Origin of the sequence: Cellulosimicrobium sp. RS (genome assembly GCF_046159675.1) — a bacterium.
Taxonomy (GTDB): domain Bacteria; phylum Actinomycetota; class Actinomycetes; order Actinomycetales; family Cellulomonadaceae; genus Cellulosimicrobium; species Cellulosimicrobium funkei.
Window position 1 is genome coordinate 118,812 of record NZ_JBJXVU010000002.1, and the last position, 17,317, is coordinate 136,128.

Genomic DNA, 17,317 nt, shown 5'->3' on the forward strand with positions numbered 1-17,317 from the left:
CGCACGCGGGAGGAGGACGGCCGGACCGAGCGACGAACGTGACCCGCGTCACTCCTCCCGTTGCCAACAGGAGGACCCCGGCGCAGACTGGACGCAGGACCGGACCCGCTGTGGGGGTGACCTCGTGACCGACACCTACGACATGCTGCCGATGCTGGGCCGTGGCAAGCACCGCAACCCGAAGAAGGGTGCGTGCTTCATGGAGCTCGCGTCGTATCTCGCGGGAGAGCGCTGGAGCGACCATCCACGGTGCACGCACCCGCTGCTCGCGATGCTCGCGCGCGCCGTGAACGACCTCACGGTCGACCCGGAGCGCCCCAGGCTCGCGCCGCTCATCCCGTCCGTCATCGGGCTGACGAGCGACGACCCGCACTGGGACGTGCGCATCGCGCTGCGCGCCGCCGTGACGGCGCTGCCGATCGCCCCGGCGGACCGGCAGCAGACGCTCGCGGTGGCGATCATCGGTGCCGAGAAGATGCTCGACGTCCTCGACGACCGCCCCGCGGGCACGCTGAGCGCCGAGTCGGCCGACGCCCTCGCGAGCTGCCCGCGCACCGCGCGGTGGGCGCAGCGGTTCTGCGAAGGCGCGCGACTGCGGCCCACGCGGTTCGTGCGCGACGCCGCACCGAGCATCATCTCCGCGGCGGTGCAGGGCATCGCCGAGGCGTGCGTGAGCGACCCGGACGAGCGCCTGCGCGCGCTGCTCTCCGCGACGATCGACGACTGCCGCGCCTGGGCTGCGGCCGAGCCCGCACCCGCTCTCGACCCCGAGGCGTGGGCGCCGGTCGTCCGGGCCGCCGGGGCGGGGGCCCGGTGACGACGGACCGCGCCCCGAACGTCAACGGCGAGGGTCTCGACGACCCTGCGCTCGCGGCCGCGCTCGCGACGGCCGTGCGCGTCGAGGTGCCGCCGAGCGGCACCGGGTGCGCCGAGTGCGACGAGGCCGGCGGCTGGTGGGTGCACCTGCGCCGGTGCGCGACGTGCGGGCACGTGGGGTGCTGCGACACGTCGCCCGCGCAGCACGCGACGGCGCACTACGACCAGACCGGCCACCGGGTCATGCGCTCGTTCGAGCCGGGCGAGGAGTGGTACTGGGACTTCGAGACCGAGCAGGTGCTCGAGGGTCCGCACCTCGCCGCGCCGCTGTCCCGCCCGCCCGAGCAGGGGTCGCCGGGCCCCGCCGACCGCGTGCCGCCCGACTGGACGTCGCTCATCCACCGCTGACCCCTTCGCAGCCCTCGGTCTCCGGCCGAGGGTCTTGCGTGCCGGGCGCTCCCGTGCTCCGGCCTCTTCCGCAGGCGCGATGCGACGCACGCGACGCCGCCCGCGTCGCTCCAGCGCCGCCCGTCCACACCCCGACGCGCGCCAGGGCCGCGGTCCCCTGTTCTGTTCTGTGCTGTGACCTGTTGTCTTTTTCTGGTGGAAGTTGTTTGATTCTGGGGAGACGTTGTGCGGTGCGCCAAGGAGGGCGACCGCCGGAGCATCGGTGCCCGGTTCGCCGCCGCGTCGTGCAGTCCCTGGATTCACTCGACGAGGAGGAAGCACGGATGCAGTCCATGACAGCGGTAGCACCCCCACGGGGCAGACCGGCGAGGATCCTGGCGGCGGCACTGGCCGCCGCGCTCACGGTGCCCCTGGCCGTGGCGACGGCGGCGGGGGCGACCGCGACGCCGTCGGCCCCGACCGACGAGGCCACGCAGGACGTCGCAGCCCAGGACCTCGCCCTCGACAACGGGCTCAAGGGCGAGTACTTCCTGTCCGGCGGGCCCGGCTGGCCGCTCACCGACCTCAGGGCCACGATCCCCGACCAGCGGATCGAGTTCCCCAACCTGGTGCCGACGTTCGCCGAGCTGACCGGTCGCGGCGAGCGCACGTCCGCGCGCTGGACGGGGCAGATCACGCCCGACTACAGCGAGGCGTACACGTTCTCCGCGATCGGCGACAACGGCTTCCGGCTGTGGATCGACGACCAGCTCGTCATCGACCACTGGGTCGACGACTGGGACGTCGAGCAGACGTCCGCCCCGGTCCAGCTCCAGGCGGGTCAGGAGTACGCATTCCGCATGGAGATGTTCCAGAACACGGGTGGCGCGCACCTCCGGTTGCGGTGGCAGAGCCCTTCGCAGGACCGTGAGATCGTGCCGACCGACGCCTTCACGTACCCCGACGACTTCGTCGTCTTCCCCGCGCAGGCCACGCTCGAGAGCGACGGCACGAGCCTCAACGTGGCGTTCCAGGGGGCCGCGGGCGGTGTCGACGAGAGCCTCGTCGACCACCTCAAGGTCCAGGTCGACCAGCTCGCCTGGCCCGTCGCGCAGGTCGCGGCGCAGGGCGACGTCCTCGGCATCACGCTCGCCGAGCCCGTCGACCGCGCGTCGACCGCGCGTCTCGTCTACGACGGCGAGGGCGACCTGACGGTCGGCGGCGAGAAGGTCGGGTCGCTCAACCTGCCGGTGACCAACGGCTCCGAGTTCCGGATCCAGACCCCGTGGGCCGACGACTTCGACCCCACCAACCCCCTGCCGGAGTACCCGCGCCCGCAGCTCACGCGCGACGCGTGGCAGAACCTCAACGGCGTCTGGCAGTTCGAGGCGGCGGAGTCCGACGACGCCGTGCCGAGCGGCCGCGACCTCGACGAGGAGATCGTCGTCCCGTACGCGGTCGAGTCCGCGCTGTCGGGCATCGAGCGGCGCGAGGACGACATGTTCTACCGCCGGACGTTCGAGGTCCCGCAGGACTGGGCTGTCGGGAGCGACAACCGGCTGCGCCTGAACTTCGGCGCGGTCGACTACGTCGCGACGGCGTACGTGAACGGCCAGGAGGTCGGCACGCACCGCGGCGGCTACGACGCGTTCTCGTTCGACGTCACCGACGCGCTCGTCGCGGGCACGGAGCAGGAGCTCGTCGTGCGCGTCGTCGACACCACGGACGGCAGCAACCAGGCCGTCGGCAAGCAGACGCTCAACCCGGGCGGCATCTTCTACACCCCGACGTCGGGCATCTGGCAGACGGTGTGGATGGAGCCCGTCCCGGCCGCGGCGATCGACGCCGTCGTCACGACGCCCGACGTCGAGGCCGGCGTCCTCGCGGTGACCGCGCAGTCGGCCTCCGCGTCCGACGCGGCCGAGGTGACCGCCGTCGTGCGGGACGCCGAGGGTGCCGAGGTCGGCACCGTCACCGGCGCCGCGAACGAGCTGCTCGCGGTCGAGATCCCGGACGCGCACCTGTGGTCGCCCGAGGACCCGTACCTCTACGACGTCGACGTCACCCTCACCGACGGCGGCTCCACCGACACGGTGGCCTCCTACGCGGGCATGCGCTCGATCGAGGTCGCCGAGGTGGACGGCGTCCAGCGCATCCTGCTCAACGGCGAGAAGACGTTCCTCATGTCGACGCTCGACCAGGGTTACTGGCCGGACGGCATCTACACCCCCGCGTCCGACGAGGCCTACGTGTTCGACCTCCAGGCCCACAAGGACCTCGGGTTCAACACGGTGCGCAAGCACATCAAGGTCGAGCCGGCCCGCTGGTACTACCACGCCGACACGCTGGGCCTCATGGTCTGGCAGGACATCCCGAGCGGGTGGTTCAACAACGGCGACACGGACCCGGCGTCGCGCGTCTTCTGGGAGCAGGAGATGAAGACGATCATCGACCAGCACCGCTCGGTGCCGTCGATCGTCGGCTGGGTGACGTTCAACGAGGGTTGGGGCGAGTGGAACCTCGCCGACACGGCGCGGATCGGGAACACGATCGACGCCTACGACCCGAGCCGGATCCTCAACACGCACTCCGGCTACAACTGCTGCGCGTCCAAGGGTGACTCGAAGACGGGCGACATCATCGACTGGCACCAGTACACCGGCCCGGCCCTGCCGAAGCCGGACGCCACGCGCGCCGCGATCGACGGCGAGCACGGCGGCTTCTCGATGAGCGTCCCGGGCCACATGTGGCCGGGCGTGTCCGCCAACCCGTACGGCGGGGTCGCGAACAGCGAGGCGCTGACCGACGCGTACGTGCAGAACACGGAGAAGCTCGTGCGGCCGGCGCAGTGCTACCTGTCCGGCTCGGTGTACACGGAGATCTCCGACGTCGAGAACGAGCTGAACGGCTTTTACACGTACGACCGGCGCGTCCTCAAGATGGACGCCGCGCGCGTCAAGGACGTCAACGAGCGGGTCGTCGCGGCGGCGGTGCAGGGCTCCGCGCCCGTCGACCCGGGCACCCCGGGGCTGACCGGCACGGGCCGCTGGTCGTTCGACGAGGGCCAGGGCACGACGGCGGCCGACGGCGTCGGCGACCACGCGGCGTCGGGCGCCGGCACGTGGGTCGCCGGTCACGGCGACAGCGGGTCCGCGATCAGGCTCGACGGCACGAACCAGTCGTTCACGACCGAGGGGCCCGTCGTCGACACGACGGGTTCCTACACGGTGTCCGCATGGGTCCAGCTCGACAAGACGCCCGGCGGTGCGTGGTCGACGATCGTCGGCCAGGACTCGGTCACGGGCTCGAGCGCGTTCTACCTCCAGTACGGCGGGGGCGGCCGGTGGGCCTTCTCCTACGACGGCGAGCCGCGCGCGGAGTACGTCGTGCAGCCCGTGCTGGGCGACTGGTACCACGTCGTGGGCGTCCGCGACGCGGCCGACCAGAAGCTCAAGCTCTACGTCAACGGCGAGCTCGTCGGCCAGTCCGACGTGTGCGGCGGCACCACGCCGTCCGGTCCGCTGACGATCGGGCGCGGGCAGTGGAGCGGCAACCCGGTCGACTACTGGCCGGGCACGATCGACGACGTCCGCGTCTTCGACCGCGCGCTGTCCGACGCCGAGGTCGCCCAGGTCTACGCCGGTGACGACGGCGAGGAGCCGACGCTCGACGTGACCGTCACGGCCGAGACCCGCTGCCTCGCGGGCAAGGCCTACGTGGCCGTGCGCGCGACGAACGGCGAGGACGTCCCCGTGGACGTCACGCTCGCCACGCCGTTCGGGACGAAGGCGGTCACCGCCGTGGCCCCGGGGGCGAACGCGTACCAGTCGTTCGCGGTGCGCGCCCCGTCCGCCGAGGCGGGCGAGGCGACCGTCACCGCCACGGCGACGGTCGACGGCGAGCAGGTCAGCACGGAGGTCGTCGCGCCGTACGCCGCGACCACCTGCGGCTGACGGCCGACCGGCGCCGCCGAGCGGCGCCGGTCCGGGGTCGTCCCCCGCCCGTCACGGGCGGGGGACGACCCCTCGCCCGTGGTTGCCGGGTCAGACGACGGCTGCGCGGTGCTCGGTCGACGCGTCGGCGTCGGCGTGGTCGGTGACGGGGACGTCCTGCGGGCCGGTCCGGAGCACGACGAGCGCGACGTCGTCCTCGCCCGGCCCCGGCAGCATCCGCGTGAGCGCCGCCTCGACGACCTCCTCGATGGGCCCGCGGTGCGTGCCCTCCAGCGCGCGGGCGAGGTCGGCCAGGTCGTCGCGCAGGTTGTGGCCGCGACGCTCCACGAGCCCGTCGGTGTACAGCACGAGCGTGTCGCCCGGGTAGACCTCGACCGTGTGCTCGGTGCGCGCGGTGCCCGGCGAGAGCCCCAGCGGCAGGTCGTTGCGCCGCGTCAGCGTGTCGACGCGGCCGTCTGCGCGGACGAGCATGGGCGGCAGGTGCCCCGCGCTCGTCCACCGCACCGTCCGCGTCCCGCGGCGAACCTGCTCCGCGGTCTGCTCGATGCGCGCGACGACCAGCGTCGCGATCGCGCCGCTCCCCAGCGCGAGCCCCTGCACCGCCGCGTCCACGCGCTCGAGGACGCGCGCCGGCGACTCGCCGCTGTCGTAGCCGATCGCGCGCACGAGCCCGCGCAGCTGCCCCATCATCACCGCCGCCGCGAGGTCGTGGCCGACGACGTCGCCCACGACGAGGGTCGTCGCGCCGTCGGGCGTCACGAACCCGTCGTACCAGTCGCCGCCGATGTCGCGGTCGAGCGCGGCGGGCTGGTAGTGCACGGAGACCTGGAGGTGGTCCGGCTCGGGCGGCTCGGTGAGCACCGCCTGCTGGAGCGCGAGCGCGACCTCGCGCATCTGCGCCGTCTGCTCCTCCGAGCGCTCGGCACGCAGCCGCAGCGCGTCCATCGTGGTCCGCAGGCGCACGGCGTCGCGCAGCGCCGCCCCGACCGTCGCGGCCAGACCGGCGAGGTATCGCGCGTAGTCGCGGTCCCAGGGGCGCATCGGGCTCGCCCGGAGCACGAGGATCCCGGCCACGCCGCCGCGCAGGGCGTCGCGCAGCGGCTTGACCACGAGGCCCTGCGAGACGATGCGCTGCCGGGTCCGGAACACCCGCTCGACGAGGCGGGTCTCCGCGGCGCTCGGCCCCGGGCCGACCGACCCGACCTCCCGGGGTCGCCCGCCCCGCACGTCGTAGAAGGCGGCGCGTGCGACGTCGGGGCTCCCGGCCAGCACGTCGAGCACCGGGCGGCCGAACGTCGCCAGGTCGGTGAACGTCGTCGGGAGCGCGCCCTGGAGCTCCCCGAGCATCGCGAGGCGGCGCTGGTTGACGACCGCCAGCGTCGTCTCCGTCGAGATGTCGAGCACGCCCGCGATGCGGCCGTCGTCGTCCCGGAGCGGGCTGTAGGAGAAGGTGAAGAACGTCTCCTCGTCGTAGCCGGAGCGGTTCATCACGAGCGGCAGGTCGCGGTCCGACGACGCGCGCCCGGTGCGCAGGACCTCGTCGAACAGCGGCCCGACCTCGTCCCAGATCTCCGCCCACACCTCCGCCGCCGGGGCGCCGAGCGCGCCGGCGTGCTTGGCCGTGCCGAGCATCTCCTCGTAGCCGTCGTTGTAGATCAGCGTGAGGTCGGGCCCCCACACCAGCATCACGGGGAACTGCGTCGAGAAGCACAGGTGGACGGCGTGCCGCAGCGCCTCGGGCCACTCGCCGGGCGGGCCCAGCGGCGTCCGCTCCCACGCGACCTCGCGCGCCTGCCGACCCACGGCGCACTGCGCCGTGGCGTCGACGAACCACTCGGCATCCATCCGCGCATCGTAGGCGAACGGCCGTCGCCCGCCCCCTGGACGGCGTCCGCCCGTGCGGGCGGACGGCCGGTCTCGCGCGGCGGGTCCGCCCGTCGGCCGACGCCGCAGGTCGGCTAGGGTGTGCGCGGCCCGACGGCGGCCACCGGACCGCGGGCGCTCGCCCGCGCCGGCCGACAGGACCGACATCGACAGGGGTGTGGACGTGCAGCGCAACCTCGTCCACGTGTTCGACGTGACGGGCGCGGACCCGGCGCTGCTCGACGACGAGCCGACCGTCCGCCGCTGCCTCGACGCGATCGTCCGCGAGGCCGGGATGACGCCGCTGGGGGAGGTGTCCCACCGCTTCGAGCCGCAGGGCACGAGCGTCGTGCTGCTGCTCGCGGAGTCGCACCTCGCCGTGCACACCTGGCCTGAGGACGGCACCGCCTACGTGACCCTCACGACGTGCCGCGCCCCGGCGTCGGCCACGTTCACGGACGACGTGCGCGCGCTCCTCGCCGAGGAGCTCGGCGCCACCGAGGTCGCCGTGCGGAGCCTCGCGTGAGCCGGACGCCCCGCCCGCGGCTCGCGATGCGCGTCGGCGAGGACCTCGTGGGCGCCCCGCCGCAGCGCGCGACGCCGCGCGCCGTCGCCGTGCTCTCGACCGTGCACGGCGGCTCCACGTTCACGTGGGAGGAGTGGCAGCTCCTCGCCCACGACGGCTCCGACGTCTGGGTCGAGTACGACCACGACACGCGCGACGTGACGCTCCTGCGACCGACGGAGCCGTGGCCGCCCGTCGTCGACCTCTCGGGCCTGCGGACCGGCCGGACCCTCGGGCTGACTCTCGAGGGGCGGCAGCACACGCTCACGGTGCGCGAGCACGGGACGGGGCGCGTCGAGCACGTCGAGGGGCAGTTCGCCGAGCCGTTCGCCGTCGGGCAGGAGGTCGAGTACGTCGACCTCTCGGCCCACGGGGCGATCGTGTCGATCGAGCGCACGACCGGACCGCTCGGCCCCGTCACGTCCGTCTACCACGGGCGCCGTCTCGACAGCGCCGAGCAGAAGCGCCTGTTCGGCCGCCGCGTCGCGCCGCGCACGGTCCCCGGCGGGCGGTTCGTCGCCTTCGCGGTCGCGGCGGTCGTGCTGCTCGGCCTCGGGTCGTGCGCGGCTCGCGCCGCCTCGGGCAGCGCGTCGTGCACGCCCCGCTCCGTCGTCACGACGTCGCCCACCACCGGCCAGGTCGCCACGACCGACGACGGCACGTGCGTGCGGCGCACCGTCTACGGCGGGGGCGGCGGAGGGCTCGGCAAGTGACCCGACCCGCGCCCGCCCGTCCCGGCCCCGAACCCCTGCACCCGTCCGCCCGTCCCACGACCCGAACCCGGGAGACCCCGTGATCTCAGCCGCCGCCCCGCTGGCGTTCCTCTGGTCCTTCTTCTCGACCGTCCTCTACTCGGTGCTCGGCATCGTGCTGCTGCTCGTCACGCTCGTGGTCGCGAACAAGGTGTTCCGGCTCAACCTGCACCGCGAGCTCGTCGACGAGCACAACGTCGCGTTCGGCGTGATGATCGCGGGCCTCGCGGTGGCGATCGGCCTCATCATCGCGGGGACGATCAGCTCCTGACCGTGCTCGACCAGCAGGAGGTCCCGCCCGGCGGCCCGCCGGGGGCGGACGCGGCCGCGGACCGCGACGCGCCCGCCGGGCGCTCGGGGGCGCGCCACCTCGACCGACCGACCGTGTTCGCCGCCGCGCTGCTCGTCGCCGTCGGCGGGCTCGTCTACGAGCTCATCCTCGGGACGGCAGCGTCGTACCTGTTCGGCGACTCGGTCGTCGCGTTCTCCGTCGCGACGGGGCTCACGCTGTTCGGCATGGGCCTCGGCTCGCTCCTCGCGCCGCGTCTGCAGCGCACCGCGGGGCTGAGCTTCGTGCGCAACGAGCTCGTGCTCTCGCTCCTCGGCGGGACGTCGGTGCTCGCGCTGTTCTGGGCGTACGCGGCGACGGAGCTCGCGTGGGTCGTGTTCGTCGTGCTGTCGCTCGCGATCGGGACGGCGATCGGCGTCGAGATCCCGCTCCTCGTGGCGGTGCTCAAGGAGCGGGGGAGCGAAGGCTCCGTCTCGCTGCTGTCGAAGGTGCTCGCGCTCGACTACTTCGGCGCGCTCGCCGCCTCGCTGCTGTTCCCCTTCCTGCTGCTCCCCTACCTCGGCCTCGTGCGCACCGCGTTCGCGGTCGCGGTGCTCAACGTCGCCGTCGCGGGGTTCATGCTCGCGCGCATGGGCCACCCGCCGCGGTGGTCGGTGCTCGCGGGCGTCACGCTCGTCGTGCTCCTCGCCGGGTTCGCGGCGTCGTCGTGGCTCGAGGCGCGCATCAGCGCGGGGATGTACCAGGACCCGGTCGTCGCGCAGGAGCGCAGCGCCTACCAGCAGGTCGTCGTCACCGAGTACCAGGGGGATGCGCGCCTCTACCTCGACAACCAGCTCCAGTTCTCCTCCGTCGACGAGGCGCGGTACCACGAGACGCTCGCGCACGCGGCGATGACGTCGGTCGCGGCGCCCGCGTCCGTCGCGATCCTCGGCGGCGGCGACGGCCTCCTCGCGCGCGAGGTCCTGCGCTACGGCTCGGTCCAGGAGGTCACGCTCGTCGACCTCGACCCCGCCGTCACCGACCTCGCGCGCGAGAATCGGCTCCTCACCGCCGTGAACGAGCACGCGCTCGACGACCCCCGCGTCACGGTCGTCAACGCCGATGCGTTCCGCTGGGTCGAGGACACGCCGCAGACGTTCGACGTCGTGCTCGTCGACCTCGTCGACCCCTCGTCCGAGCGTGTCGCCAAGCTCTACTCGCAGGAGTTCTACGGCATGGTCGCCGCGCACCTGCGGCCCGGCGGCGCGTTCGCGACGCAGGCGACGTCGTCGTACTTCACGCCCGACGCGTTCTGGCAGGTGGTCTCGACCGTCCGCGCCGCGGCGCCCGGGCGCACCGTCGTGCCGCTCACCGTCAACGTGCCCTCCTTCGGCGAGTGGGGCTTCGCGCTCTCGCTCCCGGGCGGACCGGCCGACGCCGTGCCCGGCCCTTTCGCGCGCACGCCCCTGCCGGACGGGCTGCGCTTCCACGACGCCACGTCGCTCGCGGCGACCACGCGCCTCCCGGCCGACAACCCGCCGCGGGACCTGCCGCCGTCGACCCTGTTGTCCCCGACGGTCCAGCGCACGTACCAGGAGGACATGCGCGCCTGGCGCTACTGACGCGGCGCCGGCGGGACGACGTCGGGCGTCAGAGCACGGACGGGAGCTGGTCGCGCGACGTGATGCCCAGCTTCCGGAAGATCCGGTAGACGTGATTGTCGACGGTGCGGTCGCTGAGCACGAGCTCGCGCGCGACGTCCTTGTTGCTCAGCCCGCGCGCGACGAGCCGGGCGACCTCGCGCTCGCGCGGGCTCAGGGTGTCCGCAGGCGCGACGGGCGGCACGAGCAGGTCCAGCTCCTCGCCCCCGGTCGCCACGAGGGTGCGGAGCCGGTGCGCCTCGTCGGTGGCGAGGGCCGTGCGACCGTCGTCGCGCAGCAGCCGGACGGCGGTCGCGTGGGCCTGGGTGCCGTGCAGCACGAGGCCGCGGGCGCGCAGGTCGTCGGCTGCCGCGAGGAGCGCCTCGGGCGAGCGGTCGGCGGCGGCGACGACGTAGTGGCCGAGGGCCGGCAGGAGGGTGCCCTGCGCGGCGGCCGCGTGCTCCGCGACCTGCCGGGCGCGACGCGCGTCGGGCCAGAGGGTCACGAGCCAGGCCGCGTCGAAGAGCGCGGCGACGAGGTACCCGCGGCGGTCCATCGCCTCGACGAGCTCCCACGCCGCGCGCGTCGCGACCTCGGGCCCGGCCTGGCCGGTCGCGAGCGCGAGCTCCGCAGCGAGCGGGTGCGGCCGGGCGAGCGGCGTGGACGCCGCGAGGAGCTGCAGCGCGTCGAGCTGGCGCGCGAGCGAGCGCGCGCTCGTGACGTTCCCCTCGCGGAGCGAGAGCTCGGCGCCGAGGCAGCGCAGTCCCGCGCGGGTGCTCGGGCGCAGGGGCGCGTGCGCGCCGGCGGCGAAGACGCTCGTCAGGTGCTCGCGCAGCGACGTGAACCGGCCCTGGAGGTACAGGCCGAGCGCGACGACGTGGCCGTGCGGCTCGATCTGGGACGCCGCGAACCGGTCGCGCGCCTGGTCCAGCAGCCGACGCGACCGCTCGACGGCCGCCTCCACTTCGCCCGAGCAGAGGAGCGCGAGGGACCGCCACGAGGGCGCGTCCTGACGGTCCGCCGACTGCGGCACGACGACACGGTCGAGCTCGACGCCCGCGTCGTCGACCCGCCCCCGGGCGAGCAGGACCTCGCCGCGGACCAGCCGCACCACGTTGTCGGGCCCGACGAGCAGCGCCTCTCCGGGCGGGACCGTCACGTCCGCACGCGCCGGAGGGCGGTCGAGGGGCGGCGGGAGCTCCGCGGACGGTCCCGTGCCCTCGACGTCGCCCACGGCGAGCAGGACGTGCTGGGCGACGGCCTCCCGGACGGCGTCCTCGACGTCGTCGTGCGCGGTCGTCGTCGGCTCGAGCAGGGCGAGGGCCGCGTCGCGCTCGTGGAGCACGACCGCGCGGTAGACGGCCTCCCACGCGGCGAGAAAGCTCCCGCGACCGGTCTCCGCGGGCGCGAGGTCGTGCGCCCGCGCGAGGACCTGCTCGATCGCGTCCGGCGGAGCCTCGTCGTTGGCGAGGTCGTCGAGGTAGCGCACGGTGTTCCGCGTCGTCGGGGTGCGCTCCCAGGCGTCGCGGCGCGCGAGGAGCTGGGCGGCGGTGTGCCGGCGCAGGGCGCGGCCGAGGATCGCCGCGGACTCGCGCGACGCGGCCCAGCCGGTCGGGACGGCGGTGTCGACGGTGCGCGCGAGGGGGTCCCACTCGTCCGCCCGGCCGCTGCCGAGCGCGTCGGCGACCTGCTCCGCCGCGCGCAGCGCCCGCGCGCCCCCGGTCTGGCGCAGGAGCTCCCCGACGAGCGGCGGGTAGAGCGTCACCGTCGTGCGACCTTCGGCCTCGACGAAGCGGACCAGGCCGTGGTCGTCGAGCGCGACGAGCACGGGCCAGGGCAGGAACCGGTGCACCGTCCCGAGCTCCGCGGCGCCGGTCGCCGCGAGCGCCCAGACGCCGTCCACCTCCTCGGGCGACAGCCCGCTGACCAGGCGGCCGACGTCGCCGGCGAGCGCCGAGGTCACGAGGTCCCGGCGCGCGACCCAGGTCCCGGACTCCTCGACGAGGCGGCCGGCGCGCCGGGCCTCGGTGGCGACGGACCGGACCAGGCCGGGCAGGCCGCCGGACAGGCCGTACAGGCGACCGGCGACACCGGCGTCGAGGTCGCCGCCGAGCAGCGCGCTCGCGGTGGCGTGCATCTCCTCGAAGGCGAGGGGCGGCATCGGCAGCGCGGTCGCGGGTCGGCCGCCGAGCACGGTCTCGACCGGGGCCGCGGGGTAGGGCGGGCGCTGGCTCAGCACGACGGTGGCGTCCTGGCGGGCGGAGACCGCCCCGAGGACCGCGGCGGAGGTGTCGTCGAGCGCGTCGGCGTCGTCCGCGAGGAGGACCGCCGGCCCGGTGCCGAGCGCCCGCTCGACGGCGTCGACCGCGCGCCCGAGCGACACGGGCCGGCCGGGGGCGGCGTCGAGCACCCCGGCGAGGACGAGCGACTCGAGCGGACGCGGGGCGCCGGGGCCGACGCCCACGAGGGACAGGACGTGCCGGTCGTCGTCGAGGACGGCGGCCCGGACGCGCGCGAGGAGCGTGGACCGGCCGGAGCCCGGCAGCCCGGAGACCACGACCGACGTGCCCTCGCGCACCGCGCCGAGCACGGTGTCGACGAGGGACGCGCGTGGCCCCGGGGCGCTCATGGGGCGGTCAGGCGCGTGTCCGCTGCCGTTGTGCGCGGGCCTGCGCGTCGCGGTAGACCCGCAGCCGCTCGACCTGGACCTCGCCGAGCGTGGGGGCGTCCACCTCGTCGGCGAACGCCTCGGAGAGCTGGCGGAGGATGTCGGTCTCGAGGTCGTCGAGCTCCTCGAGCCGACGGCGGTCTCCCGGGCTCAGCAGGGGCCAGGTCTCGGTGTAGGTCGGTGCGTGCTCGCTCACCTGCCCATGGTCGGCTCTCCGGCGCGGTCTCGCAGGTCGACGGCCGCCGTCAGACGGCGGGGCGGGTCACCGCGGCGAGCGCGTCGAGCGCGCTGAACGGGTCGTCCGGCCGGGCAGGGTCGGCTGTCGTGGCGACGAGGACGACGCTCGACACCCCGCCGGCGCCGAGCTCGGCGAGCCGCGCGCGGAAGGCTTCGGGCGACCCGACGACGGCGAGCGCGTCGACCCACGCGTCGGGCACCGCGGCGGCGAAGTCGTCGGGGGTGGCGCTCGCGTCGCGCAGGGCGCGGAAGTCGGCGGCGAAGGGCAGCGGGTCGATCTGGGCGGACCAGTCGGCCTCGCCGAGGACCGCGAGGTAGGGGCGGACGATCTCGCGGGCCGTCGCGACGTCGTCGTGCACGGCGCCGACGGAGAACGCGACGACGCGGTGCGCGGGCGGGGCCGCGTCCCCGGCGCTCGCGCGCCCGGCGTCGATCGCGGCGCGCGCGACGGCGAGGTACTCGGGGGTCACGGGCATGTCGAGGATGGTCCCGTCCGCGACGCGACCCGAGACCTCGAGCGACCGCGGGCCGCGCACGCCCGCGAGCACGGGCGGCGGCGAGGCGGGCGGGGCGTGGAGGGCGACGTCGTCGACGGACACGTAGCGGCCCGCGACGCTGACGCGCTCGCCGTGCAGCAGGGCGCGCACGGTCGCGGTGGTCTCCTCGAGCATCGCGAGCGGGCTCGCGGGCCACACGCCGATCTGCCGCATCCACGCCGGCATGCCGTGCCCGAGGCCGAGGTGCAGGCGGCCGGGGTGCAGGGCGGCGAGCGTGCCGGCCTCCATCGCGGCGGTCGACGGCGCACGCGTGGCGGCGGGCAGGATCCCGATGCCGACGGTGAGGCGCTGCGTCGCGGCGAGGACCGTCGCGGCCTGCGCGATCCCGCCGTGGAAGGTGAGGTCCTCGACGACCCACAGCTCGTCGAGGCCGACCTCCTCCGCGCGGCGCGCGAACGGCACGATGAGGTCGGCGGGGAGCTCGCGCGGGAGGATCACGCCGAGCGCGGGGGTCGTCGTCGAGGTCGCCATGCGGCGACCGTACCGTGATAGCGCTCCCACCCGTGACGACGTGCGGCTCTCCGGGACAAAAGTCCTGGCCGGGAGCGCCCCGGCCCGCCTACGGTCGGGCCATGACCGCGCTCGACGACGCCGCTCTCGCCGCCCTCGACACGCACCTGCGCTCCGCCGCGGACGCCGACGACTTCTCCGGCGTCGTGCGGGTCGAACGCCACGGCGAGGTGCTCCTCGAACGCGCCTACGGCGTCGCGTCGCGCCGCTGGGGCGTCCCGGTCCGCACGAGCACGCGGTTCGACGTCGCGTCCGTCACCAAGCTCTTCACCGCCGTCGCGGTGCTCCAGCTCGTGGGCGACGGCCGGCTCGGGCTCGACGACCGCGTCCACGACCACGTGGACCTTGCGGGCACGACCATCCCGCGCGAGGTGACGATCCGGCACCTGCTGACCCACACGTCAGGCATCGCGGACGACGCCGACGAGGAGGCGGGGGAGTCGTACGAGGAGCTGTGGGTCGACCGGCCGAGCTACTCCGTGACGCGCACGGCAGACTTCCTGCCCGGGTTCGTCCACAAGGAGCCGAACTTCGCGCCCGGCGAGGGGTGTCGCTACTGCAACGTCGGCTACGTCCTCGCCGGCCTCGCGCTGGAGTCTGTCACCGGGACGACGTACCGCGACCACGTCCGCGAGCACGTGTTCGCGCGCGCGGGCATGGACCGCTCCGGGTTCTTCCGCATGGACGAGGCCGAGCCGGACGTCGCGGAGGGCTGGGAGCCCGTGCACGAGGGCCCGGACGACGACGGCCCCGTCACCGGGTGGCGGCAGAACGTCTACTCCTACCCGCCCGTCGGCTCGCCCGACGGCGGCGCGCACGTCACGGCGCGCGACCTCGCCCGGTTCTGGGCGGCGGTGCGCGACGGCGAGCTCCTGCCGCCCGACCTCACGCGCGCGTTCCTCACCCCGCAGGTGCTGCACCACGAGGGCGGGACGGGGGCGACGGACGGAGCCGAGCCCGCACCGAGCGTGCACTACGGCTTCGGGCTCGAGCTCGAGCTGCTCGCGGACGGGTCGGTGCGCTCGGCGTACAAGGACGGCATCAACACGGGCGCGAGCGCGATCCTGCGCCACTACCCGGACCCGGTGGGCCCTGCGGACGGCCCGGACGCGCTCCCGCCGGCCGGGGCGCCGGGCGTGACGGTCGTCGTGCTGTCGAACAGCGAGGCGGGCGCCTGGGACCCGATCCGCCGCCTCGACGAGCTCGTCCGCGGCTGAGCGGGCCGGTCCCCTGCACGTCCCGCGCCTCCGCACGAGACCTCCACACCCTTCCGGCCGCATCGGCGTTCGCGCCACCGACCGCTCGCCTAGGCTCGTGACCCATGCCCTCCGGACTCTCCGCCGCCCTGACGGCCGCCGTGCCCGCCGCCACGACGGCGGAGCCCGCTCTCGACGGCGTCGCCGGCTGGGCGGTCAACCTCATGGAGACGCTGGGCCCGGTCGGGGCCGCGATCGCCATCGCGCTCGAGAACCTGTTCCCACCCCTGCCGAGCGAGATCATCCTGCCGCTCGCGGGCTTCACGGCGAGCCAGGGGAGCTTCGGGCTCGTCGAGGCGATCCTGTGGACGACGGCGGGGTCCGTCGTCGGCGCCCTCGCGCTCTACGCGGTCGGGGCGATCATCGGGCGCGAGCGCACGCGGTGGGTCGCGGAGCGCCTCCCGCTCGTCAAGGTCGAGGACGTCGACCGCACCGAGCAGTTCTTCCTCCGGCACGGCAGCGCGACGGTGTTCTTCGGCCGCTTCATCCCCATCTTCCGCAGCCTCATCTCGATCCCCGCGGGCGTCGAGCGCATGCCCCTGTGGAAGTTCACCGCGCTCACCACCGCCGGCAGCGCCGTGTGGAACACGATCTTCGTCTACGCCGGGTACGCGCTCGGCGAGCAGTGGCACGTCGTCGAGGAGTACGCGGGCGTCCTGCAGAAGGTCGTCATCGCGGTCGTCGCGGCGGCGGTCGTGTGGTTCGTCGTGACGCGCGTCTGGCGCTGGGTGCACGACGACGAGCGCCCCGCCCACGCGCGCGGCCGTCGGGACGCGGCGCCCGCGCGCGACGAGGCCTGACCACGGCGTCCGCCCGCGGCAGCGCCTGACCACCTCGGCCCGACGCCCGGCCGGCCGGGGGTCCCGCCCGCGCGGTGCGCGCCGCCGTGGCGGATGATCGGAACGTGCCCGCCCCGACCGAACGGCCCCGCGTGCCCGTGCGCGCGGCGCTCGTCGCGCCCGCCGCGGGCGACGGCCCCGGGGTCGCGTCGTGATCCTCTCGCTGCTCGCCGCCGTGGCCGCGAGCCTCCTGTACGCGGTGAGCACGATCATGCAGGCCGTCGCGACGCGCCGGGCCCACGGCCTCGCGGCCGTGGCCCAGCCGCTCGTCGTCGGCGGGCTCGTGGTCGACGGCGTCGGCTGGCTCCTCTCCCTCCTCGCCCTCGACCACCTGCCGCTGTTCGTGGTGCAGGCCGTCGTCGCGGCGTCGCTCGTCGCCGTCGTGCTGCTCGCCCGCCTCGTGCTCGGCGCGACGCTGCGCCGCACGGACGTCGTGTCGATCGGCGTCGTCGTCGCGGGCCTCGTGGTGCTGGCGCTCGCGGCGGGGGAGCAGCCCGCGACGCACCCGCCGGCCGGGTTCACGACCTGGGTCAACGTCGCCGGGGTGGTCGTGGCGGTCGGCACCGCCGCCGCGTACCGGCGCGGGCACCCCGTGCTGCTCGCCGTCCTGGGCGGCCTCGGCTACTCGGTCGCCGCCGTCGCGGCGCGCGGCGCGCACGCGTCCGGGGACCTGCTCGACACCGTGCTCCAGCCGCTCGCCCTCGCGATCGTGCTCGGCGGCGTCGCGGGCGCGCTCGCCTACCTGCGCGCCCTGGAGCGGGGCGCCGTGGGGACGGTCGCCGCGACGGTCTCCGTGATCGAGGTGCTCGCCCCGGGGATCGTCGGCCTCGCCGTGCTCGGCGACGTCGTGCGGTCGGGCTGGGCGGTGCCCGCCGTCGTGGCGACGCTGGCCGCCGTCGGCGGGTGCGTCGTGCTCGCGACGAGCCCGGCGAACGCCGCGGCCGAGGAGGGCGCGCCCGCGGCGACGGAGCCCGAGCCCGCCTAGGGTGGGCCGGGTCGGCCGACC

At 75.0% G+C, this 17,317-nt stretch carries 14 protein-coding genes; 10 read left to right on the forward strand and 4 right to left on the reverse strand.

The window, feature by feature from the left end:
- Positions 1–124: 124 nt before the first annotated feature.
- The 3 genes from ACI769_RS03735 (at position 125) to ACI769_RS03745 (ending at position 5,156) form a co-directional block, all read left to right on the forward strand.
- Entirely contained in the window at positions 125–817 is a 693-nt protein-coding gene (locus tag ACI769_RS03735) for a hypothetical protein (RefSeq protein ID WP_021480893.1), read from the forward strand.
- 74 nt (positions 818–891) lie between these two features.
- The gene (locus ACI769_RS03740) at positions 892–1,224 is read left to right on the forward strand and encodes a UBP-type zinc finger domain-containing protein (protein WP_085388573.1); all 333 of its coding nucleotides are present in this window, start codon (positions 892–894) and stop codon (positions 1,222–1,224) included.
- Between the two features lie 416 nt (positions 1,225–1,640).
- Entirely contained in the window at positions 1,641–5,156 is a 3,516-nt protein-coding gene (locus ACI769_RS03745) for a LamG-like jellyroll fold domain-containing protein (protein ID WP_198163129.1), read from the forward strand.
- Between the two features lie 90 nt (positions 5,157–5,246).
- Here the strand turns inward: ACI769_RS03745 and ACI769_RS03750 are convergent, their stop codons facing one another.
- On the reverse strand, positions 5,247–7,001 hold the full coding sequence (locus ACI769_RS03750) for a SpoIIE family protein phosphatase (protein ID WP_198163128.1): 1,755 nt from the start codon (positions 6,999–7,001) through the stop codon (positions 5,247–5,249).
- A gap of 202 nt (positions 7,002–7,203) precedes the next feature.
- On the opposite strand from ACI769_RS03750, the gene speD reads away from it, so the two are divergent.
- From speD to ACI769_RS03770, 4 genes are all read left to right on the forward strand, one after another.
- A complete protein-coding gene (gene speD, locus ACI769_RS03755) occupies positions 7,204–7,545 on the forward strand; it encodes an adenosylmethionine decarboxylase (RefSeq protein ID WP_198163127.1) in 342 nt (113 codons plus the stop codon).
- Complete coding sequence (locus ACI769_RS03760) at positions 7,542–8,297, forward strand: DUF4178 domain-containing protein (RefSeq protein WP_085386837.1); 756 nt, start codon at positions 7,542–7,544, stop codon at positions 8,295–8,297. The genes speD and ACI769_RS03760 overlap by 4 nt, the downstream gene beginning before the upstream one ends.
- A 79-nt stretch (positions 8,298–8,376) precedes the next feature.
- Positions 8,377–8,607 (forward strand): DUF350 domain-containing protein, encoded by a 231-nt coding sequence (locus ACI769_RS03765; RefSeq protein WP_034656213.1) that lies wholly within the window; start codon positions 8,377–8,379, stop codon positions 8,605–8,607.
- Positions 8,608–8,609: 2 nt separating this feature from the next.
- Positions 8,610–10,226, forward strand: coding sequence for a polyamine aminopropyltransferase (locus ACI769_RS03770; protein WP_409141202.1), 1,617 nt, complete (start codon positions 8,610–8,612; stop codon positions 10,224–10,226).
- Between the two features lie 28 nt (positions 10,227–10,254).
- On the opposite strand, the gene ACI769_RS03775 is transcribed toward ACI769_RS03770, so the two are convergent.
- From ACI769_RS03775 to ACI769_RS03785, 3 genes are read right to left on the reverse strand one after another with little or no spacing between them, the layout of a single operon-like run.
- Positions 10,255–12,873 (reverse strand): LuxR C-terminal-related transcriptional regulator, encoded by a 2,619-nt coding sequence (locus ACI769_RS03775; RefSeq protein WP_085386835.1) that lies wholly within the window; start codon positions 12,871–12,873, stop codon positions 10,255–10,257.
- Positions 12,874–12,880: 7 nt separating this feature from the next.
- Entirely contained in the window at positions 12,881–13,108 is a 228-nt protein-coding gene (locus ACI769_RS03780; protein WP_043652196.1) for a hypothetical protein, read from the reverse strand.
- Positions 13,109–13,157: 49 nt separating this feature from the next.
- Positions 13,158–14,177 (reverse strand): LLM class flavin-dependent oxidoreductase, encoded by a 1,020-nt coding sequence (locus tag ACI769_RS03785; RefSeq protein ID WP_034656219.1) that lies wholly within the window; start codon positions 14,175–14,177, stop codon positions 13,158–13,160.
- Positions 14,178–14,278: 101 nt separating this feature from the next.
- Here ACI769_RS03785 and ACI769_RS03790 point away from each other — a divergent pair, with 101 nt between their 5' ends.
- The 3 genes from ACI769_RS03790 (at position 14,279) to ACI769_RS03800 (ending at position 17,296) form a co-directional block, all read left to right on the forward strand.
- A complete protein-coding gene (locus ACI769_RS03790; protein ID WP_085386834.1) occupies positions 14,279–15,433 on the forward strand; it encodes a serine hydrolase in 1,155 nt (384 codons plus the stop codon).
- Between the two features lie 104 nt (positions 15,434–15,537).
- A complete protein-coding gene (locus ACI769_RS03795; protein WP_085386833.1) occupies positions 15,538–16,272 on the forward strand; it encodes a DedA family protein in 735 nt (244 codons plus the stop codon).
- Between the two features lie 190 nt (positions 16,273–16,462).
- Entirely contained in the window at positions 16,463–17,296 is an 834-nt protein-coding gene (locus ACI769_RS03800; protein WP_085386832.1) for a hypothetical protein, read from the forward strand.
- The last annotated feature ends 21 nt before the right edge of the window (positions 17,297–17,317 follow it).